The sequence below is a fragment of the Olivibacter sp. SDN3 genome (genome assembly GCF_014334135.1).
GTDB lineage: Bacteria > Bacteroidota > Bacteroidia > Sphingobacteriales > Sphingobacteriaceae > Olivibacter.
Genome location: NZ_CP060497.1, coordinates 1,923,892 through 1,949,710, shown reverse-complemented (window position 1 = coordinate 1,949,710; position 25,819 = coordinate 1,923,892). Strand labels below are relative to the sequence as shown.

The following is a 25,819-nucleotide window of genomic DNA, read 5'->3' as shown; positions in this document are numbered from 1 at the left end:
TAAATAGATAATGAATAATGTCTACAAAATTATCGACAAACTATTTGCAAACCAAAACAATCGCAATCTTTTACAAAAAATAACACTATTCTTAAAAAAAGATACTTTCAATACGTCAAGCTCTCGAAATGTAAGAATTTTATATTAGGTTTGCCTTTTAGGTGTTTTGACCCTTTGAAATAATATATACTTTAATTTTTAATGAAAACGAACGACGAACTTTTTAAAAATGTTATATCACATGCCAAGGAGTATGGTTTTGTTTTTCCATCAAGCGAAATATACGATGGATTAAGTGCCGTTTACGACTATGGGCAGCTGGGTGCTGAACTGAAAAACAACATTAAAATGTATTGGTGGAAGGCCATGGTGCAGTTGAATGAAAACATCGTTGGGATCGATTCAGCTATCTTTATGCATCCTAAAATATGGAAGGCTTCGGGGCATGTAGATGGCTTCAACGACCCAATGATAGACAATAAGGATTCTAAAAAGCGTTACCGTGCAGACCAACTCATTGAAGATAAAATTGCCCGTTATGAAAAAGATGGAAAAACAGAAAAAGCATCAGCTTTACAGGCAGAACTAGATCAAGCGCTTAGCGATGACGATTTAGCCCGTCTGAAAACCATTATTGAAACATATAACATTGTTTGCCCTGTTTCTGGCACAAAAAACTGGACCGAAGTACGTCAGTTCAATCTCATGTTCAGTACGCAGATGGGAGCAATGGCCGAAGGTTCAGATGAAGTTTACTTACGTCCTGAAACAGCGCAAGGTATTTTTGTAAACTTCTTGAACGTACAGAAGACCGGGAGAATGAAGATTCCGTTTGGTATCGCGCAAATTGGTAAAGCTTTCAGAAATGAAGTCATTGCACGACAATTCATTATGCGCATGCGTGAGTTTGAGCAGATGGAAATGCAATTTTTTGTACGTCCTGGCACGGAAATAGAATGGTATAATAGATGGAAGGAAGCTCGGCTGAAATGGCACCTTGCACTTAAACCGGAAGGATCCAAATACCGTTATCATGACCATGTCAAGTTAGCCCACTATGCCAATGCTGCAGTAGATATTGAATACGAATTTCCTTTTGGCTTTAAAGAAGTAGAAGGTATACATTCCCGCACAGATTTTGATTTAAGTCAGCATCAAAAGTTTTCTGGCAAAAAAATGCAATATTTTGATCCGGAAATTAACCAGAATTATGTCCCTTACGTTATCGAAACCTCCATCGGTTTAGATCGGATGTTCTTAACCACGTTATGTAACTCCTACGAAGAAGAAGACCTGAGCACGGGGGAGAAAAAAGACTCCAGATCGGTATTACGCCTGCACCCAGTACTAGCTCCTATTAAAGCCGCAGTATTCCCTTTAACAAAAAAAGACGGACTGCCTGAAAAAGCTCGGGAAGTGATGAACCTGCTCAAAGTAGATTATAACATTATTTATGAAGAGAAAGATGCTATAGGGAAACGTTATCGTCGACAAGATGCTATAGGAACGCCGATTTGTATCACTATAGACCATCAAAGTTTAACGGACAACACGGTTACTGTTCGTCACAGAGATAATATGCAGCAGGAACGTATTGCCATCAATGAATTGGAAAACCTCTTGGAGAAAACCGTTGGCTGGAAAAACCTGTTAAAAGAACTGCTGTAAAACAGCACATCATAATCGAAAAAGGAGAAATGTCCTTTTTCGATTATTTCAAGACCATTACTCCATCGGCCATAATTTCGATATCCCGTTTAGGAGCGGTTATTCCTGCAATCTCATCAGGTTTTTTGCCCGCATCTTGTGCCCAATGCTTTTGACGCTCTACCGAGGTCTCTTTAACCTTTGCTATCCCTTGTATCAACACCGTCCTTCCCACAATATTTTGCGGCATAAAGAATCCGTAATCTTTAAATCTTACTAGTATAGGATCATCTACATCTTCACGCTTCAACTGCATAAAGCAGCCTTTCTTCTTACATACTTCTACAACTGTCCCTTCAATCTGTCCCTGATATAAGCTGTCTACTTGCAGTTTCTTCTCGAGATTGCTCACGGTTATCGCATTACCTTCGGTTACTTCCTTCCCATACATAGCACCAGGTTCAGCAGACGGAATCGTATCCTGAGCATAAGTTATGAACGAGCAGGACATCAACAGTAAAACCAATATTGTTTTCATTCGTAAATATTTAATTCTCGGGTAAAATGAAATGTTAACCATGAACAGTTCATATGATCGATCGTTATAGAAACAAACTTAGACAAAAAGCATGATGTTTCAAATAAAAGAGCATCCCTACCGAGATGCTCCTGAACTGGACTTTTAATCCGTTTTTCTTTAATTAACGTTGGCTATCGTGTACCTCGGCCTCTTCATCTTCGGAACAGTCCCTCAACTTCTCGATCGGCCTGATAATTAAACGTAAGCTAGGATTATTGGTTAAAAACGACCAAAACCAGCCGGTAACCAATTTAATCTTGTTTCTAAAACCTGCAATTGGTATGATATGAATAAACAGCCACGTTAACCAAGCGAACCAACCTGTAAAGGTAAATTTGGGCAAATCTACTACCGCCTTATTTTTGGTAATAATAGCCATACTTCCTTTATCATTATATTTAAAAGGTTTCAACGGTCGCTTCTCAATCATATTCACAATATTTTCAGCTAAAAGTATTCCTTGCTGTATAGCGACCTGGGCCAGCTGTGGATGCCCGTTAGGAAAATCTTTATCAGCTGTTTGCAAACAAATATCGCCTATCGCAAAAACGTCATCTAGCCCCTGCACTCTATTATAAGCATCAACCAAAATCCTCCTGCCCTTCCCGATCGAATCTTGGGGTAAGCCCGGAGCTTCTTTTGCTATCACCCCCGAAGACCAAATTAACGTATCTGTTGCAATACTTGTCCCATCAGCAAAAATCACATGTCCATCAACATAATCCTTCACACCGGTATTCAATTTCACTTCAACGCCCATGCCCTGCAAAACTTCCAGTGCTTCCTGTTGAGATTTTTTACTCATTGGACCTAATAAGGTAGGCAGCATATCAACTAGAACGATTCGCATCTTGCCATTAGGTGAAAACTCGGGATATTCCTTCGCAAGAATCTTTTTGTTCATGTAGGCCAACATCCCTGCCAGCTCCACTCCTGTAGGTCCGCCTCCAGCAATAACGATAGTAGAAAATTTCACTCTCTCCACCTCATTTGCCTCCTGTGCCGCCCATTCTCCATTTCTTAGAATATGATTTCGTAAGTGTATGGCATCGTCGATAGTTTTCATTGGAACGGCATGTTTCTCTACATTGTCCATTCCGAAATAATTGGTCTCCGTCCCCATAGCCAACACGGCATAGTCGTACGACACTTTACCAGATGTAGTAAATACTACTTTATTCTCGGTATCAATTCTCTCCAGTGCACCATAATGAAACCTGAAATTTCTTGCTTTACGAAACATCTTCCGGAACGGATAAGTGATAATAGATGTTTCAATGAACGCCGTTGCAACCTGATAGATCAAGGGCGGAAAAAAATGATAGTTATTTTTATCTATCAATGTAATATTCAGGCTATTGTCTTTAGACAATTGCTTGGCCAAATTCATTCCGGCAAAACCACCGCCAACTATTACAATATTCATAGTATTAATTTTTAATCCCAGTTTTTTTATGATGCGCAAAACTGACAAATTTTACTTTCCTACGCAATAGCAGGTTTGCATTGTTATCATGAAAAAACTTCGACAAATATAATATATAATTCTCACAAATAGTGTACAAACAACACTAAGAAAAATAATCTCTCCCTTTCCTTCAAAACAAGAAAACTTACCTTCCGATTTACTAACAATCAAAGCGATACATTGTTACATGGCAGCTTTCCAAAATATTTCATTTTTTTTTGGTAATTTGATTCTAAATACCGAATATTGCAGTCCCAAAAATAACAGTAGATTCCTGAATAGCTCAGCTGGTTAGAGCATCTGACTGTTAATCAGAGGGTCGCTGGTTCGAGCCCAGCTTCAGGAGCAAAAGCATTCCTTCCAAGGAGTGCTTTTCTTATATAGGCTAACTGCTCTTTACCAATAAGTTATTAAGACAACTAAAGAATCGCGAGAGCGTATAACTATCAGTATAAAAAGCGACTTACATTTTGCTAAAAAAATCATTTGACAATTTAAAACAATACCCTATATTTGCAACGCAGTTCGGAAACAGAACATTCTTTATCTAGAACTACCATAACCAGAATCAAAATTCCTGAATAGCTCAGCTGGTTAGAGCATCTGACTGTTAATCAGAGGGTCGCTGGTTCGAGCCCAGCTTCAGGAGCAAAACCGGCTAAAGCCGGTTTTTTTGTTTATAATCGACACGTATTCGTTATGAGTTTAATTATTCTGGGTTCTGTAGCCTTTGACGCACTGGAAACACCTTTTGGAAAAACAGATAAAATAGTGGGTGGAGCTGCCAGTTATGCCGCTTTAGCAGCTTCTTATCTATATAAAGATGTTAAAATTGTAGGAGTTGTTGGTGAGGATTTTGGTGAGAGCAATTTGTCTAAATTTACCAAAAGGAATATTGATATTTCAGGAATACAGATCAAGACAGGAGAAAAGTCCTTTTTCTGGTCAGGCAGGTACCACAACGACATGAACACACGTGACACGCTGGTTACCGAACTCAATGTATTGGGCTCTTTTGACCCCATTATTCCTTCCAATTATCAAGATGCGCAATATATTTTGTTAGGGAATTTAAGTCCACAAGTGCAAATTACCGCATTGAAGCGCTTGAAAAAGCGTCCGAAACTAACCGTACTGGACACCATGAACTTTTGGATGGATATAGCGCTGGACGACTTGAAAAAGGTTCTTAAAGAAGTGGATGTGCTAGCTATTAACGATGAAGAAGCCCGTCAGCTTTCCGGACAGTATGCTCTGGTAAGGGCTGCAGAAGAAATTTTAAATATGGGACCAAAATACCTCATTATCAAAAAAGGGGAACATGGTGCCTTATTATTTGGTGAAGGAAAGATCTTCTCTGCCCCCGCCCTACCACTCGCTGAAGTGTTCGATCCGACAGGTGCCGGAGATACATTCGCAGGTGGTTTTATAGGTTATCTTGCGAAAAGAGATATCGTCGACTTTCAACATATGAAAAGTGCTATTATTTATGGTTCGGCCTTAGCCTCCTTTTGCGTGGAAAAATTCGGGACTGAACGTATCGAAAATTTGCAGGATGAAGACATCGCAGCAAGGATCAATCAATTTAGTGCCTTAACTGCGTTTGATATTTAATAAAGGGTTACAATCGTAGTTTCCCGATCACGTCAAACTTACTAAAAACTTCTTCAGTATGTGGAGCATCCATTAACTCCTCTGTTAAGTCCTGCCCGGCCCAATGCTCATAATGCATGCCTTTTATCCATAATCTACTTGCGGTAACATCATAAATCATTCCCTTGTACGCCACCCATATTTCTGCCCTGTCCTGACCATTTCTTCGCGCCAGTTGCGCCTTGGTATAATATTGTTCCATATGCCAGTGCCAAAACTATTATTATTATCCCTATCTATCAAGTATCACGTTTTGGAGAATGGAAATTTTTTCTACAGAAAAGACAGGAAAATTGCGCGTAGCTGCAAAAAAAAAATAAATTATTAGGTAACATTTTTATAGAAATCTAAGATGGTCTGCAAAAAAAAAACGGATTTTCTGTCTACTCAAATCCGTTTTTTTATCGTCTTAATTTCTTATATTACATCATTGCAGCGGCATAATTATGCGATTTTAAACCTGATTGATAAGGCTTTAGAGATTTCTTCAATGTTTTACGAGCAACATGTATCCTGGTTTTGACTGTACCAATTGGAATATCCAAGTGGTCGGCTATCTCATGGTATTTATACCCTTCAAAATACATGGTAAAGGGCACATAGTAATCATCCGAGAGGTTGGCCATCGCATGTTTGATATCATCCATAACAAACTTATTCTCTCCTACATTTCCTGTCGCGCTAAAGACCAAATTTGCCGAAGAGATCTCATCCGATTTCGTTACAAACGAACTGATTTTTACAAAACGACGGTAGTTATTAATAAACGTATTTTTCATGATAGTGTATAACCATCCTTTAAGATTTGTTCCTTCTTTAAACTTGTCGTAATAAGTAATTGCCTTGAGTACAGTATCCTGAACCAAATCGTTTGCATCTTCATCGTCATGAGTAAAGTGTAAAGCATACATTTTCAATGAATCAGAATGCTGGGTCACCATGGTGTTAAATTCTAGCTTTGTCATACTGTTTAGGGTTTGCGGGAACAAGGCTTCTCCCTTGTTACCAGGTTTAATACAATCGCATTTTAAATATCCAATTATTTATAAAATACATTAACACTTAATTTCATGCAAGTATCTCGCCAAAACACGCCACAATTTCCAAAAAATATAATTTTTAATGAATAGTTAATTTTCATTTAACTACAGCACGACATTGACTTCACGCTCTAAAACAACATCAAACTTATTTTTCACACTTTTTATTATCTCTTCGGAAAAATCATAAACCTCTAATCCAGTGGCGTTTCCATGATTTACCAGAACAAGAGCCTGATTTTTCCACGTCCCGGTATTTCCCACTACCCGTCCTTTCCAACCACATTGCTCAATTAACCAACCGGCGGCCAGCTTAATCTTATTATCTCCAAATGGGTAGGAGACTATGTCTACAAAATTAGACAGTAACACCCTAAATCTGTCTACAGATATTACAGGGTTCTTGAAAAACGAACCTGAATTACCGATCATCGAAGGATCTGGCAGCTTACTTACCCGAATAGCTGAAACCACCTCAGACACTTCTTTAATTGTTGGAGACACAATCCCTCTATTGTGCAACTCTGCACTTATCGCACCATATGTTGTATTAAGCTTTGACTCGGTAGAAAGCGAAAGGTTTACTTCTGTAATAATAATTTTTCCTTTAAGCACTCCTTTAAAAATACTATCACGGTAATCAAAAGCACAGTCTTCTTTATAAAAGGTCTTTATCTCTCCTGTTGCTAGATCAAAACCTCGACACGAAAGAAAAATATCTTGTAGTTCAACCCCATAAGCACCTATATTTTGAACAGGAGCTGCTCCCACTGTTCCCGGAATCAGACTGAGGTTCTCGATTCCGCCAAAACCTTTGTTTACACAATAATTTACCAAATCGTTCCACACCACACCACCCCCGGCCCGAACAACGACATCCGTCCCATTAATACAATAGTCGATTCCACCGATCGCCATATGTATCACCAAACCTTCAAAATCATTGACAAACAAAATATTACTCCCTCCTCCCAAAAGCAACAGATTATCACGAGTTAAAATCTCGGCAGCATATAAGTGGCTCAAATCTTCCTCTTTCTTTATATGAACCAATTGTCTGGCTACTGCATCTACTCCAAAAGTGTTGTACGGTTTCAGTGAAACATTTTTCTGTATATCCATTTATTGTACCCCTTGCATCATAAACGAAACAATTCCTTAAACTCTACACGCAAATTTTACGACTGACTTTTTTCTTCAATTATTCAATTTTTCCTTATATTTATCACAGATGGAAAAAAAGTAGTTTATTTGCTCTGTCAAAGATGTGTCATAAGAATTGTTTTGGCCAAAGATAAGGTTAAAAAAAATTTTTGCGAGATAATCTTATAATATCAACGAATTAACGAATGGATAACCACGATAAAAAACGAACACTCATCATTGAGGCCGCAACCAAACGTTTCGCCCATTTTGGAATATCGAAAACGACGATGACCGAAATAGCTAAAGACCTATCCCTATCAAAAGCTTTACTATATTATTATTTTCCAGATAAAATCAGCCTGTATGCCGCCGTCCTTGAAAACATTGCGAAGAAAATGTTTCATAAAATCGATCAAGGTTTAGTCGATATCGATAATTGTGAAGATGCCATACTCTATATTATTGATATGCGCCTCGCCTTTGCCATGAAATATTATAACCTATTTGATCAAACCATTATAGGAAACAGCATGGAGATCCCCCAAGAGCTGTCGCGCGTTATACAACTCGTTAGTGAGCGGGAAATTAAAACGATCGCCAGTGTTTTCAATAAGGCCAACCAATGCCAGGAACTCCATGTTGAAAACACGATATATATAGCTGAAATATTCCTCAATGCCATGATAGGTATGCGCTTCTGTGTATTAAAAGACAAAAAAGCCATGTTTATCCCAACAAAAGATGAATTTGATGAGATATCGAAAATGCAGAAGAAACTCGCTGTCATTTTCTTAAATGGCTTACGGAACCAGGAAAAGTCATAAAACCGTCATATTAAAAACATACCGGAAACATTTTACCTTACACTTCTAAATATTGTCTTATTTTTGACCAGGAAAATTAAAAAGTCAAAAAGTACAATAGTTAAAAAGTTAGGTAGTCAAGTTGGAAACAAATGAAATAAAAAGGCAACACATCATCGACACTGCTCTTAGACGTTTTTCTCATTTTGGGATAAATAAAACTACCATGAGTGAAATAGCGGATGATATTTCGGTCTCTAAAGCAAACTTATACTATTATTTCCCGGATAAAACCGCTTTGGTTGTTGATGTTATCAAACATCTTATAGATGAGGGTACACAAGCGTTCAATAAAATCTTGGACACCTCTACCGAAGTACTGGATATGCTTTTCAGACTCCTCGAAATTCGGAAAAACTTTTTTGAAAAACATTATCTGTTGCATATCACCATAGGTTTCGCAGATAGTAACCTGAATATGGAACAAATACAGAAACTAGGAAGTCTTGCCGAAGCAAATGAACTGGAAATTCTGGAAAAAATCTTTGAAAAGGGCATCAAAAGTAAAGAGCTTGTAACATTTGACATCCGAAATACGTCTCAGATATATTTCACTATTCTAAGGGGTATTTCCATGGTATCAATTGCTAAGGTCACAAACAAGGACATTCCTGAAATATCCGTTTTCAACGAAATATTTGAAAAACAGAAAAAGGCATCCGTCATTTTCGTAAACGGTTTACGTCACGAATTATTAAACAATTGAATAAGAACATTTAACTCCAAAACAGCAATGAAATCAAAACACTTCTTATCAGTGTTCTTACTTTTTATATTAAGTATTGGAAGCGTGTGGGCACAAGACTCTCTAACGCTGAGAGCAGCACTTAACTATGCGATAGAAAACAGTGAGGTATTAGAGAAAGCACGATTGGAAATAGTGGGAGGACAACACAAAGTAGCAGAAGTGAAGGCTGGAGCTTTGCCTCAAATAGACGTTACGTCCTCAGCAACGTACAATTTATTAATACCGCAATTTGTGTTTCCAGATCCGGCAACGGGCGAGTTTACAACGATTACAATTGGACAAAACTGGCAAGCGGTAACTCAAGTCCAACTTAATCAAGAGATATTCAATCAATCAGTTTTCACTGGTTTGAAAGCAGCCAGAAGTTCTGAAGAATATTACCGTCTATCTGCTGAATTAAGTGAAGAAAACGTCATTCAGCAAGTGGCCGCAGCTTATTACCAAGTTATTATCAATAAAGAGCAATTAAAAGTGATTGACGCGAATCTTGATAGAACCGAAAAGCTTCTTGCAATGGTAAATAGTCAATTTGATCTCGGCTTGGCTAAAAAAATAGACCTTGACCGCGTCAACGTCAACAAAAGCAACCTGGTAGCTCAAAGGCAAGAACTGGAAACCGCCATAACTCAACAGCATAATCTGTTGAAATATTATATGGGAATGCCTGTTAGTGAAAAGATCCAATTGCCTTATAACGCTGTAAGCGAATTGGAACACGAGGCGATGCAGTTAAATAATGACGGGTTCAACTTAGAGCGTCTGGCACAATTTAAAGTGCTGAAAAGCCAGGAAACACTTCTGCAACACCAACGCAAGGCAAACTTAGCAGAGTATTATCCGAGCTTATCACTGGGTGCAAATTACATGCTTAATACCCAAAGCGACAAGTTTAACCTTTACACTAGAAATGCTTTGAATTTCGATATGTCTGCTATCACGCTATCCTTACGTATACCTATCTTCGATGGCTTTGCCAGAAGGTCAAGGGTAAGGCAATCAAATGTTGAATTGCAGAAAATTCACCAGGATATCCGCAACACATCGAATTCATTAAAGATGTCATACGACAATGCCAATAATCAGTTAAAAACCAGTTTAACAACCATACGGACACAAGAGGAAAATAAAAAGCTAGCAGAGGAAGTGTTTTACAGCACCCAAAACAATTACAAAAATGGGCTAGCGAGTTTAACTGATTTGCTAACTTCGGAAACCGACCTTGTAGCGGCGCAAAATAGCTACAACGAAGCTTTATTGAAATATAAAGTAGCACAAATTGAACTGATAAAGTCCAATGGTAATATTAAATCATTACTAACTGAATAATTACTGCAGCCTTAACAAGCTTATTAAACGGATCATATTTAGCTAAAATAAAAATGAAAAGAATAATCATTACAATCGTTATCGTAGTTGGTGTAGCTGTATTGATTGGTGTCATCTTAACCAATAACAAGAAAGAGAACCAAGCCAAGACAGACATTGTCGCCAGGGGATCTGGTGCCGTGTTCGTACGTACCAGTAAAGTAAGCAAATCCGCCATCGAGCTCGATTTCTCTGCTAATGGCAATTTCGCTGCATGGCAAGATCTCAGCCTTGTCGCAGAAAACAGTGGTCGGGTAACCCGCATTTTGGTTGAAGAAGGTTCCCGGGTTAACCGCGGCCAGGTACTTGCGCACATCGACGACGAATATTTAACCCTCGAACTACAATCGGCAGAAGATGCTCTGAGTCAATTAAGGACCGACCAACAGCGTTATGAAAGCTCCTTTAAAACAGGAGGCGTTACTCAAGCGCAGGTGGATGAGATAAACTTAAATCTGAGAAATGCAGAAAATAGGGTGCAGCAAGCTAAACGCCGCCTGTCCGACTCTTATATAAAGGCTCCAATAGCAGGGATTATCAATAAGCGGAGTATTGAAGTAGGAACATATGTTTCTCCTGGCACCCCGATCTTTGATATTGTAGACGTTTCTCGTTTGAAACTATTGGTAAATGCCAATGAATCACAAGTGGTAAATTTGAACGTTGGTCAACCCGTAAAAATCAAAACATCTGTTTTCCCAAACAAAGACTTTAATGGAAAAATTTCATTTATTGCTGCGAAGGCTGACAATACTTTAAATTACCCTGTTGAAATTCAAGTTGATAATTCATCTTCTCAAACATTAAAAGCCGGGATGTATGGTACGGCGTTATTTGACATGCCAGAACAGGCACCCAATGTTGTTATCCCTCGCACAGCATTTGTTGGGAGCGTTAGTACCAATGAGGTGTATGTTCTAGAAAACGACAGCATAGCTCGCATAAGAAAAGTGACTGCCGGCAGAATATTGGGGGAACGGGTAGAGATTCTCGATGGACTTCAAGAGGACGAGACCGTTATTATCAGTGGCCAGATTAATCTGGTAGATGGCACAGAGGTAAAACCTCAAGCGGAGGAAGAAAAGGGACAGAATACCGAAACACCCAATAAGGAAGAAAACGGGTAATATTCCGTTATAGGCCTGTGCAAACTTGGTCTATCACGGAAAAACACAGGCTTTCCAATGAAACCTGCATGAGCGGCCACTCACATAGGATATCGGATATAACTCATGCAAGCTTCATCGCCTTTTAAATTAAACTTAGCGAAGCGGTATCAATGATACCGCTAAAATAAAAAAGTTACATCAACAATTTTTCTGATGAAAATAGCCGAAATATCAATAAAACGCCCCTCAATCGTGATTGTGGTATTCACTGCATTGACGTTATTAGGGATTATCAGTTACCTCTCCTTAAACTATGAGATGTTACCGAAATTCAGCCCAGGCGTGGTTTCTATTTCAACGGTATACCCAGGAGCGTCACCAAATGAAATTGAGAATACAGTAACCAAGAAACTGGAAGACGCCGTGTCATCCATGGAAAACATTAAAAAGCTCGAAGCGGTTTCTTTCGAGAGCTTATCGGTAATTACTATCGAGCTTACCAGTGGTGCCGACGTAGATTACGCGCTAAACGACGCTCAGCGTAAAGTAAACGCCGTGTTATCCGACCTACCCGATGATGCCGAAACGCCATCACTCGCAAAATTCTCGCTGGACGACTTACCCATTGTAACACTTTCGGCAACTGCGAGTATGGACGATGCGCAGTTCTTCGATTTGATAGATAAGCGGATTCAACCGATCGTTTCCAGAGTAGAGGGGGTAGCTCAGGTCAATCTAGTTGGTGGACAGGAACGAGAAATACAGGTTAACCTGAACGCAGCTAAACTACAGGCTTATGGACTATCCGCATTGGATGTCCAACAAACGATCCTTACGTCTAATCTTGATTTTCCTACAGGGAGTGTTAAAACAAAAGATCAGGATATCCTCATCCGCCTGGCCGGGAAGTACAGGTCTGTAGAAGAGTTACGAAACATCGTTGTCAGTACGGCTGACGATGGGGCACAGATTCGTCTAAAAGAGTTAGCTGACGTGCAAGATGCACAAAAAGATGTAGAGAAAATCGCTCGTGTTGACCGTAGCGCGTCTATTATTCTTCAAGTGCTTAAAACGTCTGATGCAAATGCCGTAAACGTAAGTGAAGGGGTCCGTAATATTATTGAACAACTGCAACAGGACTATAGCCAGGAAAACCTTGAAATCTTAGTTGCCAATGACACCTCCGAATATACACTTGAATCGGCAGATGCCGTTGTACATGATTTGTTTTTGGCTATCGTGCTTGTCGCTGTGGTAATGCTTTTCTTCTTGCATAGCTTGCGTAATGCGGTTATCGTAATGGTAGCTATCCCTGCTTCTTTGATAGCAACCTTTATAGGAATGGAGTTATTTGGATTCACCTTAAACTTAATGTCACTTTTAGGCCTTTCTCTTGTAGTGGGTATCTTGGTTGATGATGCCATCGTGGTTATCGAAAACATCTACCGTCACATGGAAATGGGCAAGAACAAAGTACGGGCCTCCTATGATGCCACGAAAGAGATCGGCTTCACAGTTGTTTCTATCACCATGGTAATCGTGGTAGTGTTCTTACCGATATCGGTAAGTACCGGTTTGGTCTCTGATATCTTGCGCGAGTTTTGTGTGGTGGTCATGATCTCTACACTCCTTAGTCTATTAGCCTCTTTCTCTATCGTGCCCTTACTCACTTCCCGTTTTGGAAAGCTGGAACGTATATCCGATAGAACATTTGTAGGACGCTTCGTATTAGGCTTCGAAAAAATGCTCCATCGCTTTACCAACTGGATTACCAATATTTTAAATTGGGCACTTGACCACAAAGCTATTACATTGGTTTCTGTTTCTTTACTTTTGGTATCGTCCTGCGGATTAACTTTCGGTGGGTTCATCGGTGCTGAATTTTTTGCGCAAGGTGACCGTGGAGAGTTTTTAGTTCAGATAGAACTGCCAAAAGATGCATCCATTGAACAGACGAACCAAATGGCCAGGAAAGCTGAAGAGTATTTAAGTACCAAAAAAGAAATCGTATCACTGATCACCACCGTTGGTCAATCGAGCGACAACTTTGGTGCCGATCAATCAACCGCTTATAAAGCTGAGATCACCGTAAAACTCGTCCCTAAAGGCGAGCGGGAAGACGCCTCCAATATTTATGCTGCTAAACTGAAGGGAGAAGTAGAACACCTGCTGGTTGGCGCCAAGGTCAAAACCGTTCCTGTAAGTATTTTGGGGATGGCAGAGCAGGCACCCATCGAAATGGTGGTTACAGGTTCAGATCTAGATAGTGTTTTAGCCTATGCCGAAAAAGCACGAGAGATACTGGCCAGCGTACCGGGAGCAGCTGAAACAAAACTATCTGTAGAAAGCGGTAACCCTGAGCTTACAGTAGAGGTCGACCGCGATAAGATGACAGCCTTAGGCTTGTCTCTTCAAACCGTTGGGTCAACCATGCAAACGGCTTTCAATGGCAACACCGATGGTAAATTCCGCCAAGGAGAATATGAATATGACATCAACATCCGCTTTGAAGATTATGACAGAAAGAATGTTGATGATGTAAAAAACCTATATTTTAGTAATGACGACGGTAAGCTTATCAAACTTTCGCAATTTGCTGACGTTAGGGAGGGTGCCGGACCAAGTCAGTTGGAAAGACGGGATAAAAGCACTTCAGTAAAAGTACAGTCTCAAGCCGTAGGCCGTCCATCAGGAACCATTATCCAAGAGTTTGAAGATAAATTGAGCGAAGTAAGAAAACCAACCGGTACTAATTACGTTTGGGGGGGAGATATGGAGAGTCAAGAGGAAGGGTTCGGATCATTGGGTACAGCACTGCTCGTATCGATTTTATTGGTATACCTTATTATGGTAGCCCTTTACGACAGCTTTGTCTATCCATTTGTAGTCATGTTCTCGATACCTTTGTCGGTAATTGGTGCACTATTAGCATTGGCACTGACAAATAACTCACTCAATATCTTTACCATCCTGGGGCTTATTATGCTGATTGGACTTGTCGCGAAAAATGCGATCATATTAGTTGACTTTACCAACCAAATGAAAGCAGAAGGTCATAACACACGCCAAGCCCTCATTCATGCAAACCACGCCCGTCTGCGTCCAATATTAATGACAACGATAGCTATGGTTATCGGGATGATGCCTATCGCACTAGCCTCCAGTGCCGGTGCTGAATGGAAAAATGGTCTGGCATGGGTAATTATTGGAGGTTTGATAAGTTCACTTTTCCTAACGCTTATCATTGTTCCGGTGGTTTATCAAGTGATGGACAATATTCTACACCGTTTTGGTCTTGATAAAAAAGGACGACCAATCGAAGAATTAATGATGGAAGAATATGAACATAAGGAAGTTAAGGAATACGAAAGTCATTATTAAGATTCTCCAAAATACTTCCATAACTATTAAAAAAGCCCTAGGTAAAACACTTAGGGTTTTTTTGGAGAATACCATTTTTAACCTTTAGTAATACTTCGACCTCACCAGCTGTTTATCGGCTACCTGAACAGCTGCAATTATGACCAGTGCAAATAATATCATCCCGGCATTTTCCCGTAGCATGCTAAAAATCAATTGAAGTATTTCTCACCAAAGAGAACAAAGAACAATCGCTAAAATGGGGGCTCATCTTACTATTCGGGGGGCTTGGACTGGTTGTCATTGAATTCATTCCCTACAGTGTTAACTCATCATCTCTTCCTTATGGTATCGAAACTGCATTTATTGCTGCTGGCTTTCTGTGTTACTATTTTTTAGTAAATAAACGCACAGGTAGTGTATAAGATAAAGCAGCAAGTAGAATGGGAACTTGGTGGAAATGTATAAACGTTTCCACTAATGTGTCTGCCGAGCGTCAGCACCAAGTAAAACCTGTTAAATAATTAAAAATCAAACCTATTATATTGTATTTTTGGGCATTCGAGATCACATACAACGTCAACACATGTCTAATTCTACCGCTTCAACAAATAGCTCGTTAAACAACTTTCGTAAAGTAGCCTTACTTGAAGGTATTTCATTTATTTTACTGGTTTTTATAGCCATGCCTTTAAAATATTGGGCAGATTTTCCCTTAGCGGTAAAGTATGTGGGATGGGCACACGGTATATTATTTATGGGCTATCTATTTATGCTTATCCAGTGTTCGATCGCTTATAGCTGGAAATTTGGAAGAGTAGTTTTGTTTTTTGTCGCCTCCTTATTACCTTTCGCTCCCTTTTTTGTAGAGAAGAAACTAAAGGAAGAAACGAGATAAACGAAACTGTAGTTGTTGCTGGCAAAAAGCGCTAGGGTCTATCTCCAGCGAAGGCATAGGTAATTTCTGTTTTACCATGAGGTACAGGGTTCCCCTCTACGTCTAAGTTTACAAACACCAGTTTATCAATAGTGAGAATGCTTTTACGGGTAATTTTATTACGTACTTCACAGGTTAAGGTGATAGACGTTGTTCCAAAATGAGTAGCTTTAATTCCTAACTCAATAATATCCCCTTGAGTTGCTGAGCTTACAAAGTTAATTTCTGATATAAATTTGGTCACAACTTTTGGATTACCTAATTGCACGATAGCATAAATAACAGCTTCTTCATCAATCCAACGCAACAAAGTGCCACCAAATAAAGTGCCATTGGGATTTAAATCTTCGGGTTTAACCCATTTACGTGTATGAAAATTCATAGGTTAATTAAAGTAAAATGAGGATAGAGTATACAGTATAAGGTTTTGGCTTAAACCTCATACTATATACTTACATTCAAATATTATATATGTATAGCTCTATTAGCCGTAGCCGCGAGAGCGGCTTCCTTAAACGATTCGGTATAAGTTGGATGAGCATGACAAATACGGGCAATATCTTCAGCCGACGCACGGTACTCCATCGCTACCACTGCCTCCGCTATAATATCTGCCACCCTTGGCCCGATCATATGTACACCTAAAATTTCGTCGGTATTTGCGTCTGCCAATACTTTGATGAAACCTTCCGTATCCATACTGGCACGTGCTCTTCCACTAGCTTTAAAAGGGAACGAACCCACCTTATATTTTTTCCCTTCATCTTTCAACTGTTCCTCTGTTGCTCCCACACTGGCAACTTCAGGCCAGGTATATACTACTCCTGGAATGAGGTTATAATTGATGTGTGGTTTTTGCCCTGCTATTAATTCGGCTACATATGTCCCTTCTTCTTCTGCCTTATGGGCAAGCATGGCCCCTTTCACTACGTCGCCAATCGCATAAACACCTTTAACCGGTGTTTCCAGATCTTCATTTACAGGAATTTTCTTCCCTCTTTCTTCCAGCTTAATTCCAAGAGCCTCTAGATTCAGCCCTTCGCTAAAAGCAGTACGTCCTACCGCTACCAAGCAATAATCGCCATCAACGGTTACCGCATTACCCTTAGCATCTTCTGCAGTAACGGTAACCGTTTTCCCTTTTACCGTAGCACCCGTTACTTTATGGCTTAATAAAAACTCAAAGCCAAGACCTTTTAATGATTTTTGAAGTTCCTTACCTAAGCCCTTATCCATAGTCGGAATAATGGAATCTAAATATTCCAAAACGGTGACTTTAGCGCCCAAGCGAGCATATACTGAGCCTAATTCCAAACCTATCACTCCCCCGCCAATTAATATGAGCTTTTTAGGAACTTCAGTTAAGTTCAGCGCTTCGGTAGAAGTTATGATACGTTTTTTGTCAATTTTTATACTAGGTAACGACGCAGGTTTAGAACCTGTTGCAATGATCACATTTTTAGCCGTAATCTCTTCCGTTGCATCATCTCCTTTGGTGATTTTTATCGTATTTTTATCAACAAAAGAACCAACGCCCTGATAGGTGGTTACCTTATTTTTTTTCATCAAAAATGTAATACCACCGGTAGTTTGTCCAACAACATCATTCTTACGTTTGATCATTTGTTTCAGATCCACTTTAAGGTTGCTTAAATTGATCCCATGTTCTGAGAAGTGTTTGCTTGCATTATGATAATGCTCGCTGGAATCTAATAACGCTTTGGAAGGGATGCAGCCTACATTTAAGCAAGTACCACCTAACGTGTCGTATTTTTCAATTATTGCTGTTTTCAATCCTAATTGACCGCAACGGATGGCAGCCACATAACCGCCAGGTCCGCTACCTATAACTACTACGTCGTATTGCATGAACTTTTTATTTTCTTTTAATGATAATCAAACGATCAAAGTTACAAAAATATTAAGCCCGTTCAGCATAAAATAGGCGAAAAAGGGTAAAACAAAAAACAGTATATCGTAAAAAAAACGCCTCCGCAGGAAAAATCCTGCGGAGGCGTTTTTTTTACGATATACTAAATTATTCTGCTACGATTTTTCCACGCATGGTACCCCAATGGCCGGGAAAGCTACAGATAAATTCGTAAACGCCAGCTTTTGGCAATGTAAATTCAATCTCATCTGATTCTCCGGGACCTAAAAGTTTAGTATGTGCGATAATGGAGGAAGCAAAAGTTGATGGAATATATTCTTCATCTTTCGCCTTGAATGCTTCGCCACCAAAAGAGGCTACGTCAGTTCCTTCGTCTAATACAACCGCATTGTGGCCCATAGATTCTACAGGTTGAACGCCTACATTTTTAAGCTTCAGTTTTACAGTCTCACCAGCTTTTACTTTAAACAAATCTTTATCGAAGCGCATGTCATCTGATCCTTCAAGCTCAATGTGATCGGTTAGCTCTACGTCTTCAATACCCGGAACTGTAGCAGCAGGTGCTTCAGTCGATGTAGAGGCCGCACTTTCATGCTCATGGTTAGCAGATGAACCGCTATCCCCTCCACCACAAGAGGCTAAAAACAATGCCGCCGCAATAGCTGGCACCATAAATACTTTCTTCATTTCTTTCTTTCTTTTGTTTTTCTAATTTTAGCTACCTACAAACTTATTAATAATTTATCAAAATCTTTCGACATCAACGCTTTAATTTTCAATATTCAGCGTAACACTTTCCGCCTACTTAAAGAATTGGATGCCTTTCAAATGGTTTTTCACGGTCAAATAGGTACCGGTAAGTGTGGTGGGTCTTGTAAATACGTGCCCCTATTTGGGTCGCCAAATTCATCATTTTCGGATTAAAATCACCGATCCAATTCATTTGCAGCTCTTCATATCCTGTTTGACGTCTTCTGTTAATAAATATTTTAGCCGACTCCATGATCAACGCCACTTCCACCCCCTTTCGTTGGTGTTCGGGCACCACACCAAACACTATCCCAAATAATGTTTTGCATCTTTTGAAACATCTATTCCAAAGCAAGGCCAACAATCCTTTGATCCCAATCCTACCATTTACATGTTTGACCAAAAGCTGATTGACGTCTGGTATACTGATAAAGAAACCCACAGGCTGTCCGTCGTAATAAGCAAACCATAAACCTAAAGGGTCCACTATGGGTTTTAAATTCTTCATAAGTTTTTTTGCTTGCGATGCAGTCATTTCACCAACACCATCGTGCCGTACCCAAGCTTTATTATATACTGCTCGAAATTGTTCAGCAGCCTTATATAAATCCTTTCTCCTAATATAATCAAAGGTATATCCTTTCATTCCCAACAAGCGCTTGGCTTTGGCAATATATCGCTCGCTGATCGCCAATTCTAACTTGCGCTGGTAGGTGTATTGTTTATAATAAAGTCGAAACCCATAGGCCTCGAACAGCTCGCGATAATAAGGTAGATGGTAATTACTGCAATAACAGGGTTCAACGAAGCCATCTACCAACAGTCCCCACCAACGCTCTCGGCTACCAAAGTTAACCGGTCCATCCATCGCTTCCATGCCATGCGCAAAGAGCCATTCTCTAGCGGTATCAAAAAGTAAAAAAGCAGCTTCCTCATTATTTATACATTCAAAAAAGCCACAGCCTCCCGTAGGTTGTTCATAATTTGCCGCACTTACCTGATCGTAAAAAGCCGCAATCCGGCCAATACATTGTTCATGATGGTCAAAAAGCAGCCACCTGCAACAATCGCCATACGCAAACATGCTGTTTTTTTCTCTGTCAAAGACATTGGTAATATCTTCGTCCAATGGCCTGATGTAGTATTTATCATTGGCGTATAACGTCAAAGGCATCTCTAAAAATAAACGGGACAGTTCGGGAGTATCTACCTTTTTAACTTTCATTCAGATCACCAGTATTTTTAACTAATATAATTTTTCCTGTACACGAAATAAAGAAAAAAAGCAACGTTTTCCTTTTTTTTGCGTCTAATTAAATAAACTAATATATATTTATAACAAAAACGCTCCATAAAATGAAACGATTACTTTACTCTCTTGGATGGCTTGCGGCCTTGGTGCCCTTTTTATGCATCGGTATTGCCCATGCTGCAATCACCAATAAATCGGCTGATGAAACCCGTCAAGTTTCTGGTTTCCATGCCATTGAAAACATTGGAAGCATTGATTTGGAAATCACTTTGGGTTCCTCAGAATCATTGAAAATTATCGGCAATCAAGAAGCCATTGATTTAGTAGAAACTGAAGTTAAAAATGGCGTATTAGTTATAAGTATCAAAAAGAACAATAAAAACCTCTTTAATAATTGGAGAGTTCAAAAGAATCTTTTAATTCAAATTAGTGCTAAGTCTTTAGATGCTTTGACGCAGCGCGGATCTGGAGACATCGTAGTTAAAAATCAGATACAGGGCGATCAGTTACAAGTAGCGCTTATAGGGTCTGGCGATATAGAGTTGCCTGTAAATGTCAAAAAGCTCTCCGCATCGATAGTCGGTTCGGGAGACATAGACATTAAAGGAACAGCTGAATCGGCTGATATTACGATTCAGGGTTCTGGCGATTTTGACGGCAGTGCTTTGAAAACACGTGATAGCAACGCCAAAGTGAGTGGCTCGGGAGACATCAGCATCTATGTATCGAATACGCTAAACGCTCACCTATCTGGGTCTGGTGATATCAGCTATAGTGGTAATCCAAAAGAGGTAAATAAACAAAAATCGGGATCAGGCGATATTTCTGGAAGGTAACTAGTCTTTCAATTTGATCCCGCCCCCTAGGTTATAGCGAAGCAACAGCATTTGTTGGTTGCTGATTTGTCCTGGCGTAAAATGTAAACTCAGCATAAATGACCCTTCGAGGTTTGCCAACCGGAATGGTTTCCAACCTAGATCAAGTCGGTTATAGGTGTCTTTGGTATAAAAGCGGTCGCCAAACATGATATCATGCGCTTGTCCCTTGTAGAAAGTGTTATTCAGAAAAACAGCTCTATATGCGGCGTGTACATCGATAATTGCTCCTTTCGGGGTACGGCTTTCGTATAATCCCCGCTGTCTATCGAGCGACAGTAACATACCTGCACTAAAGGTTAATGAATCGAGCGTTGTCCGTTTACTTAAATCCAGACCTAACTGCAACATACCTGTCATGTTATCCCTTACGGGGAAAGTTTCATTTAAACTGCTTGCGGTATGCAACATGGTTAAATGGTGAGAAAAAAAGAATAGATTCTTTTGAAATTTTCCTGAAAGACCTACCATAAACTGCTCCCGATCGTTTGCTGTTTGTCTACTGGTCCAGTCTACCCATAGTTGCTGATGAAAGCCCTCTTTTTGGTATCTCAAAAATAACCCTTCTATATTAGGCCGATAATACATTAAGGTATCATTCAAAACCGCTCTTGGATAATCCCCGATCAGATCCACTCGGGGGAAGGCTCCCAGGTAAAAAGAAACACCTTTATTTTCATAGTTATAGTAAGCTGTTGGGTTAACTTTAGCTCCAAAAGGTTGTGCACCGAACTCCTGCAAAAAATTTATTCCAAAGCGCACGCGGTGAATACTATCTACGCTGATACCAATCTCCGGAGCTACTCGGATACCTAAAATAGACTGCGAGTAGAGTCCTGCATTCGTATATTCCCGGTTATCAGCGAAACCAAAGGTATGCAGATTCCACTCTAATCGTTGCTGTGCTTTGACAAAATAGCCAAACAAACACAAACACAACATGCAAAACGTCTTCTTCATTTACCTATCGTTAATCAATCAAGCAACAAAAAAGCGGTTGAGTATGATCACTCAACCGCTTTTTGCCTATTTCAATTAAATGCCCAATAATAGTCTGGCGGGATCTTCCAGCAGTTCTTTTACCCGAACCAGGAAGCTTACAGATTCTCTTCCGTCTACTATACGATGGTCATAAGATAATGCAATATACATCATTGGCCGGATAACGACTTCTCCATTAATGGCCACCGGACGTTCAACAATATTGTGCATACCTAATATCGCCGATTGTGGTGCATTGATAATAGGTGTTGACATCATAGATCCAAACACGCCACCATTGGTAATCGTGAAGGTACCGCCGGTCATCTCTTCAATAGTTAATTTATTGTCGCGCGCTTTTGTAGCCAGATCACGTATGGCTTTCTCAATTTCGTCGAGCGAAAGCGATTCTGCGTTCCTTACCACAGGCACTACCAGGCCTTTCGGCGCAGAGACAGCGATGGAAATATCAGCAAAGTCGCTATAAACGATTTCATTATTGTCTATACGTGCATTAACCGCCGGCCATTCTGCCAAGGCGGTGGTTACTGCCTTTGTGAAGAAAGACATGAAGCCTAAGCCTATACCATATTTATCTTTGAATTTGTCCTTATATTTCGCACGTAAATCCATGATCGGCTTCATGTCGACTTCGTTGAAAGTAGTCAACATAGCGGTTTCGTTTTTTACAGAAACCAAGCGTTTTGCGATCGTCTTGCGAAGCGATGACATTTTCTCCCGACGTTCTTCACGAGCACCAGCCACTGGTTTTTGACTCGATTCCCTGGGAGTAGTATCGGTTGTAGCTTTAGGTTGCTCACTTTTCTTTTCGGCAGTTTTTTCCGCCTTCAATGCATCCTCTTTGGTAATGCGACCATCTTTTCCAGTACCTTTAACCTCCTTAGGATCAATACCTTTTTCTTTCAATATCTTCGCAGCAGCCGGAGACGGAGTCCCTGCGGCATAATTTTCTTCCTTCTCCTCGTCACCATCATTTTTCCCTTCAGGCTGCTTCTCCTCTTTTGCATCAGCAACAGACGTTTCTTCTTTGGTCGACGGTTTGGAATCACCAGCCTCTCCTTCTTCAATGATACACACCACAGCGCCGATCTCTAAAGTATCACCTTCTTGAGCAACAATTTTCAGAATACCGGCTTTCTCAGCCGGAAGTTCAAAAGTTGCTTTATCTGACTCTAATTCGGCCAGGTTTTCATCCATTTCTACATAGTCACCATCATTTTTTAACCATTGCGACAAGGTAACCTCTGTTATCGACTCGCCAACGGTAGGAACTTTTATTTCTACTCCCATAATATTTTTATTGTTAATCTACTTTAGATGCTACTTTAGTTGTTTTTTTTACCTGCTTTTTGGCTTCCGTTCCTGCACTATCATCGGCAAAAGCCCTACTAATCAATGAAAGCTGTTGCGCATTATGTTGTTTTGAATAGCCTGTAGCTGTACTGCTGCTTTCCCTGCGGGAAATCACATCCAGCTCTACACTTGTTCTACGATATTTACGGCATATATATGGCCATGCCCCCATATTCTCTGGCTCTTCCTGTACCCAGAAAAACTTCGTAGCATTTTTATATTTATACCGGATAGCCCGTATTTTATCAGTTGGCGAAGGATACAGCTGTTCTACCCTAACAATGGCCACGTCTTTACGCTTATCATCTTGTTGTTTTTGCAAAAGATCGTAGTATACTTTCCCGCTACAGAGTAACACCCTTTTCACATCCGTATTTTTTACGTAGGTATCATCAATAATTTCCTGAAACTGGCCTTTGGTAAAATCAGTCAATTTACTCACTACCTTAGGATGTCTTAACAAGCTTTTTGGTGTAAACACAATCAATGGCTTCCTGAAATCACGATGTAACTGCCGTCTTAACAGGTGGAAAAAGTTAGCTGGTGTAGTACAATTGGCCACCTGTATATTATTTTCGGCACAGGCTTCCAAGAATCGCTCAATCCGGCCCGAGGAGTGTTCAGGCCCCTGCCCTTCATAACCATGAGGCAGAAGCATAACCAGACCATTAGAGCGTTTCCATTTAGTTTCTGCGCTCGACAGGTACTGATCGATCACAATCTGTGCACCGTTAAAGAAGTCTCCAAACTGAGCTTCCCATACCGTTAAACATTGCGGGTTTGCCAGCGCATAACCATACTCAAATCCCAAAACACCATATTCAGATAACAATGAATTATAAATATCGAATTTTACCTCACCGTCTTTGTCTTTAATAGATCGCAATGGAATATATTCCTCTTCCGAATCTTCGAGGGTTATTACCGCATGGCGATGCGAAAAGGTACCACGTTCTACATCCTGACCTGAAATACGTACCCTGGATCCTTCTTCCAGCAGGGTACCATAAGCCATCAATTCACCCATCGCCCAATCGTAAGCGTCTTCGGTGATCATTTTGCTCCTTGCTTCAAAAAGCCTTGCCGTCTTTCCAAAGAATTTTTTATCCTTGGGAAGCGTGGTAATCTTTTTGGCAATTTCCAGAAACCTTGCTCTGTCTACCGCTGTAGCAGCAGGTTTAAAGATATCTTCATATTTAGCCGGCTTCAAACCTTTCCAAGCACCGGAGAACATTGGATTAACATCGGATAAGGTTTCCGCCTCTTTTGATTCATCCAACCGTTGCTGTAATAAGGCTTTAAAGTCCTTTTCCATTTCTTTTGCCAAATTGGCGTCCACACTTCCCTGCTCCTGTAATTTCTTATTGTAAATCTCCCTCGGGTTAGGATGTCCGGCTATCGCCTTATATAATTTTGGCTGAGTAAATTTTGGCTCATCAGCCTCATTATGACCATAACGTCGGTAACATAGGATGTCGATATAAACGTCTGTATGGTAACGTTGACGGTATTCAACAGCCATATTAATAGCAAACACTAACGCTTCTACGTCATCCCCATTTACATGGAACACCGGCGAAAGTGTAACCTTGGCCAGGTCAGTACAATACGTAGATGAACGGGCATCCTTAAAATTTGTGGTAAAACCTATTTGATTGTTAATGACCAAGTGTATAGTTCCTCCCGTAGAATATCCATCAAGTTTAGACATCTGTGCCACTTCATAAACTATCCCTTGGCCAGCTATAGCTGCATCCCCATGAATTAAAATAGGAGCTATCTGAGTCTTATCCCCATCATATTTCATATCAATCTTAGAGCGCACCAAGCCTTCTACAACCGGATCAACCGCCTCCAAATGGGACGGGTTAGGGCATAAACTTAAATGAACATCCTTACCGTCATTTGTTTTAATATCCGTTGAAAATCCTAAGTGATACTTTACATCCCCGCCAAAATCAGGTTCCCCTGCCGATGCAACCGTTTTGCCCTCGAACTCGGAAAATATATCTTTATAGGTTTTGCCCATAACATTCGCCAACACGTTTAAACGTCCACGATGGGCCATACCAATCACAAATTCCTTAATCCCTAAATCGGCTCCTTTTTCGATGACTGAGTCGAGCGCTGGGATAACACTTTCTGCCCCTTCAAGCGAAAAACGCTTCTGACCAAGAAACTTCGTTCCCAAAAAGCTTTCAAAAACAACAGCCTCGTTCAATTTCTGTAATATCCGCTTCTTTTTCTCGATAGAAAAATTAGGTCGGTTACGGGTACCTTCCATGTGTTCCGTTAGCCACTTCACCTTTTCAGGGTGGCGGATATACGTAAACTCTGCGCCTATCGATTCACAATAGGTTTCTTCGATTAAACTCCGGATATCTCTCAGTTTTGCAGGCCCGATACCAAGTTCCACTCCCGCATTGAATACGGTATCCATATCCGCCTCAGATAGACCGAAAGTTTCCAACTCCTTACCAGGAAAATATGGTCTACGTTCGCGCACCGGGTTCGTCTTAGTGAACAGGTGACCGCGATCACGATACCCATTAATCATATTGAGCACATTTATCTCTTTCAGTGAGTGCTCAGAAATATCTCCCCCTTCAACAGGCTTTCCTCCTTCTGCCTGCTCTCCAAATTCAAATCCTTCAAAAAATTTCTGCCATCCGAAATCGACCGAATCAGGGTCCTCTTTATACGCTTTATACAGCGATTCTACGTAACTTGAGTCTGCGTTACTAAGATATGAAAATCTGTCCATTTACTTTTTAATACGA

At 40.2% G+C, this 25,819-nt stretch carries 21 protein-coding genes and 2 tRNA genes; 11 read left to right on the top strand and 12 right to left on the bottom strand.

Going from position 1 to position 25,819, the window contains the following annotated elements:
• Positions 1–201: 201 nt before the first annotated feature.
• Positions 202–1,668 carry a glycine--tRNA ligase gene (locus H8S90_RS07935; RefSeq protein ID WP_187342026.1) on the top strand — a complete coding sequence of 489 codons (1,467 nt, stop codon included), beginning with the start codon at positions 202–204 and terminating at the stop codon, positions 1,666–1,668.
• 43 nt (positions 1,669–1,711) lie between these two features.
• Here H8S90_RS07935 and H8S90_RS07930 read toward each other — a convergent pair whose 3' ends face one another.
• Both H8S90_RS07930 and H8S90_RS07925 read right to left on the bottom strand, forming a co-directional pair.
• Positions 1,712–2,185: a DUF4920 domain-containing protein gene (locus H8S90_RS07930; protein ID WP_187342025.1), complete on the bottom strand. Its 474-nt coding sequence runs from the start codon at positions 2,183–2,185 to the stop codon at positions 1,712–1,714.
• Between the two features lie 163 nt (positions 2,186–2,348).
• Entirely contained in the window at positions 2,349–3,653 is a 1,305-nt protein-coding gene (locus H8S90_RS07925) for an NAD(P)/FAD-dependent oxidoreductase (protein WP_187342024.1), read from the bottom strand.
• 314 nt (positions 3,654–3,967) lie between these two features.
• Between H8S90_RS07925 and H8S90_RS07920 the strand changes: the two genes are divergently transcribed.
• The 3 genes from H8S90_RS07920 (at position 3,968) to H8S90_RS07910 (ending at position 5,309) form a co-directional block, all read left to right on the top strand.
• A tRNA-Asn gene (locus H8S90_RS07920) sits at positions 3,968–4,041 on the top strand.
• 229 nt (positions 4,042–4,270) lie between these two features.
• Positions 4,271–4,344 (top strand) — tRNA-Asn (locus H8S90_RS07915).
• Between the two features lie 50 nt (positions 4,345–4,394).
• A complete protein-coding gene (locus H8S90_RS07910) occupies positions 4,395–5,309 on the top strand; it encodes a PfkB family carbohydrate kinase (RefSeq protein WP_187342023.1) in 915 nt (304 codons plus the stop codon).
• A gap of 7 nt (positions 5,310–5,316) precedes the next feature.
• Here the strand turns inward: H8S90_RS07910 and H8S90_RS07905 are convergent, their stop codons facing one another.
• From H8S90_RS07905 to murB, 3 genes are all read right to left on the bottom strand, one after another.
• Positions 5,317–5,550, bottom strand: coding sequence for a cytochrome b5 domain-containing protein (locus H8S90_RS07905; RefSeq protein ID WP_187342022.1), 234 nt, complete (start codon positions 5,548–5,550; stop codon positions 5,317–5,319).
• Positions 5,551–5,770: 220 nt separating this feature from the next.
• Positions 5,771–6,313 (bottom strand): RNA polymerase sigma factor, encoded by a 543-nt coding sequence (locus tag H8S90_RS07900; RefSeq protein ID WP_187342021.1) that lies wholly within the window; start codon positions 6,311–6,313, stop codon positions 5,771–5,773.
• Between the two features lie 180 nt (positions 6,314–6,493).
• Positions 6,494–7,510, bottom strand: coding sequence for a UDP-N-acetylmuramate dehydrogenase (gene murB, locus H8S90_RS07895; RefSeq protein ID WP_187342020.1), 1,017 nt, complete (start codon positions 7,508–7,510; stop codon positions 6,494–6,496).
• Between the two features lie 227 nt (positions 7,511–7,737).
• On the opposite strand from murB, the gene H8S90_RS07890 reads away from it, so the two are divergent.
• From H8S90_RS07890 to H8S90_RS07865, 6 genes are all read left to right on the top strand, one after another.
• The gene (locus H8S90_RS07890; protein ID WP_187342019.1) at positions 7,738–8,358 is read left to right on the top strand and encodes a TetR/AcrR family transcriptional regulator; all 621 of its coding nucleotides are present in this window, start codon (positions 7,738–7,740) and stop codon (positions 8,356–8,358) included.
• Between the two features lie 121 nt (positions 8,359–8,479).
• Positions 8,480–9,103, top strand: a complete 624-nt coding sequence (locus H8S90_RS07885; RefSeq protein ID WP_187342018.1) for a TetR/AcrR family transcriptional regulator — start codon at positions 8,480–8,482, stop codon at positions 9,101–9,103.
• Between the two features lie 27 nt (positions 9,104–9,130).
• On the top strand, positions 9,131–10,471 hold the full coding sequence (locus tag H8S90_RS07880) for a TolC family protein (protein WP_187342017.1): 1,341 nt from the start codon (positions 9,131–9,133) through the stop codon (positions 10,469–10,471).
• Between the two features lie 53 nt (positions 10,472–10,524).
• Positions 10,525–11,637: an efflux RND transporter periplasmic adaptor subunit gene (locus H8S90_RS07875; protein ID WP_187342016.1), complete on the top strand. Its 1,113-nt coding sequence runs from the start codon at positions 10,525–10,527 to the stop codon at positions 11,635–11,637.
• A 195-nt stretch (positions 11,638–11,832) separates the two neighbouring features.
• Positions 11,833–15,000 carry an efflux RND transporter permease subunit gene (locus H8S90_RS07870; protein ID WP_187342015.1) on the top strand — a complete coding sequence of 1,056 codons (3,168 nt, stop codon included), beginning with the start codon at positions 11,833–11,835 and terminating at the stop codon, positions 14,998–15,000.
• A 565-nt stretch (positions 15,001–15,565) separates the two neighbouring features.
• The gene (locus H8S90_RS07865; RefSeq protein WP_187342014.1) at positions 15,566–15,877 is read left to right on the top strand and encodes a DUF3817 domain-containing protein; all 312 of its coding nucleotides are present in this window, start codon (positions 15,566–15,568) and stop codon (positions 15,875–15,877) included.
• A 31-nt stretch (positions 15,878–15,908) separates the two neighbouring features.
• Here the strand turns inward: H8S90_RS07865 and H8S90_RS07860 are convergent, their stop codons facing one another.
• From H8S90_RS07860 to H8S90_RS07845, 4 genes are all read right to left on the bottom strand, one after another.
• Entirely contained in the window at positions 15,909–16,298 is a 390-nt protein-coding gene (locus H8S90_RS07860; RefSeq protein ID WP_187342013.1) for an acyl-CoA thioesterase, read from the bottom strand.
• 83 nt (positions 16,299–16,381) lie between these two features.
• Positions 16,382–17,785, bottom strand: coding sequence for a dihydrolipoyl dehydrogenase (lpdA, locus tag H8S90_RS07855; protein WP_187342012.1), 1,404 nt, complete (start codon positions 17,783–17,785; stop codon positions 16,382–16,384).
• 169 nt (positions 17,786–17,954) lie between these two features.
• Complete coding sequence (locus tag H8S90_RS07850; protein ID WP_187342011.1) at positions 17,955–18,494, bottom strand: plastocyanin/azurin family copper-binding protein; 540 nt, start codon at positions 18,492–18,494, stop codon at positions 17,955–17,957.
• A gap of 118 nt (positions 18,495–18,612) precedes the next feature.
• The gene (locus tag H8S90_RS07845) at positions 18,613–19,782 is read right to left on the bottom strand and encodes a hypothetical protein (RefSeq protein ID WP_187342010.1); all 1,170 of its coding nucleotides are present in this window, start codon (positions 19,780–19,782) and stop codon (positions 18,613–18,615) included.
• A gap of 131 nt (positions 19,783–19,913) precedes the next feature.
• On the opposite strand from H8S90_RS07845, the gene H8S90_RS07840 reads away from it, so the two are divergent.
• Positions 19,914–20,645, top strand: a complete 732-nt coding sequence (locus H8S90_RS07840) for a head GIN domain-containing protein (protein ID WP_187342009.1) — start codon at positions 19,914–19,916, stop codon at positions 20,643–20,645.
• Here H8S90_RS07840 and H8S90_RS07835 read toward each other — a convergent pair whose 3' ends face one another.
• The 3 genes from H8S90_RS07835 to H8S90_RS07825 all read right to left on the bottom strand — a co-directional run bounded on the left by H8S90_RS07835 (position 20,646) and on the right by H8S90_RS07825 (position 25,803).
• Complete coding sequence (locus tag H8S90_RS07835) at positions 20,646–21,644, bottom strand: hypothetical protein (protein WP_187342008.1); 999 nt, start codon at positions 21,642–21,644, stop codon at positions 20,646–20,648.
• A gap of 75 nt (positions 21,645–21,719) precedes the next feature.
• The gene (gene odhB, locus H8S90_RS07830) at positions 21,720–22,976 is read right to left on the bottom strand and encodes a 2-oxoglutarate dehydrogenase complex dihydrolipoyllysine-residue succinyltransferase (protein WP_187342007.1); all 1,257 of its coding nucleotides are present in this window, start codon (positions 22,974–22,976) and stop codon (positions 21,720–21,722) included.
• Between the two features lie 13 nt (positions 22,977–22,989).
• Positions 22,990–25,803, bottom strand: a complete 2,814-nt coding sequence (locus H8S90_RS07825) for a 2-oxoglutarate dehydrogenase E1 component (RefSeq protein ID WP_187342006.1) — start codon at positions 25,801–25,803, stop codon at positions 22,990–22,992.
• Between the last annotated feature and the right edge of the window lie 16 nt (positions 25,804–25,819).

What these genes read in the sequence shown, in the direction of transcription:
- H8S90_RS07865 (WP_187342014.1), top strand. Translation starts at nt 15,566, where the DNA reads ATGTCTAATTCTACCGCTTCAACAAATAGCTCGTTAAACAACTTTCGT.
- H8S90_RS07880 (WP_187342017.1), top strand. Translation starts at nt 9,131, where the DNA reads ATGAAATCAAAACACTTCTTATCAGTGTTCTTACTTTTTATATTAAGT.
- H8S90_RS07825 (WP_187342006.1), bottom strand. Translation starts at nt 25,803, where the DNA reads ATGGACAGATTTTCATATCTTAGTAACGCAGACTCAAGTTACGTAGAA.
- lpdA (WP_187342012.1), bottom strand. Translation starts at nt 17,785, where the DNA reads ATGCAATACGACGTAGTAGTTATAGGTAGCGGACCTGGCGGTTATGTG.
- H8S90_RS07925 (WP_187342024.1), bottom strand. Translation starts at nt 3,653, where the DNA reads ATGAATATTGTAATAGTTGGCGGTGGTTTTGCCGGAATGAATTTGGCC.
- H8S90_RS07840 (WP_187342009.1), top strand. Translation starts at nt 19,914, where the DNA reads ATGAAACGATTACTTTACTCTCTTGGATGGCTTGCGGCCTTGGTGCCC.
- murB (WP_187342020.1), bottom strand. Translation starts at nt 7,510, where the DNA reads ATGGATATACAGAAAAATGTTTCACTGAAACCGTACAACACTTTTGGA.
- H8S90_RS07845 (WP_187342010.1), bottom strand. Translation starts at nt 19,782, where the DNA reads ATGAAAGTTAAAAAGGTAGATACTCCCGAACTGTCCCGTTTATTTTTA.
- H8S90_RS07905 (WP_187342022.1), bottom strand. Translation starts at nt 5,550, where the DNA reads ATGGAACAATATTATACCAAGGCGCAACTGGCGCGAAGAAATGGTCAG.
- H8S90_RS07835 (WP_187342008.1), bottom strand. Translation starts at nt 21,644, where the DNA reads ATGAAGAAGACGTTTTGCATGTTGTGTTTGTGTTTGTTTGGCTATTTT.
- odhB (WP_187342007.1), bottom strand. Translation starts at nt 22,976, where the DNA reads ATGGGAGTAGAAATAAAAGTTCCTACCGTTGGCGAGTCGATAACAGAG.
- H8S90_RS07935 (WP_187342026.1), top strand. Translation starts at nt 202, where the DNA reads ATGAAAACGAACGACGAACTTTTTAAAAATGTTATATCACATGCCAAG.
- H8S90_RS07900 (WP_187342021.1), bottom strand. Translation starts at nt 6,313, where the DNA reads ATGACAAAGCTAGAATTTAACACCATGGTGACCCAGCATTCTGATTCA.
- H8S90_RS07890 (WP_187342019.1), top strand. Translation starts at nt 7,738, where the DNA reads ATGGATAACCACGATAAAAAACGAACACTCATCATTGAGGCCGCAACC.
- H8S90_RS07910 (WP_187342023.1), top strand. Translation starts at nt 4,395, where the DNA reads ATGAGTTTAATTATTCTGGGTTCTGTAGCCTTTGACGCACTGGAAACA.
- H8S90_RS07930 (WP_187342025.1), bottom strand. Translation starts at nt 2,185, where the DNA reads ATGAAAACAATATTGGTTTTACTGTTGATGTCCTGCTCGTTCATAACT.
- H8S90_RS07850 (WP_187342011.1), bottom strand. Translation starts at nt 18,494, where the DNA reads ATGAAGAAAGTATTTATGGTGCCAGCTATTGCGGCGGCATTGTTTTTA.
- H8S90_RS07875 (WP_187342016.1), top strand. Translation starts at nt 10,525, where the DNA reads ATGAAAAGAATAATCATTACAATCGTTATCGTAGTTGGTGTAGCTGTA.
- H8S90_RS07860 (WP_187342013.1), bottom strand. Translation starts at nt 16,298, where the DNA reads ATGAATTTTCATACACGTAAATGGGTTAAACCCGAAGATTTAAATCCC.
- H8S90_RS07870 (WP_187342015.1), top strand. Translation starts at nt 11,833, where the DNA reads ATGAAAATAGCCGAAATATCAATAAAACGCCCCTCAATCGTGATTGTG.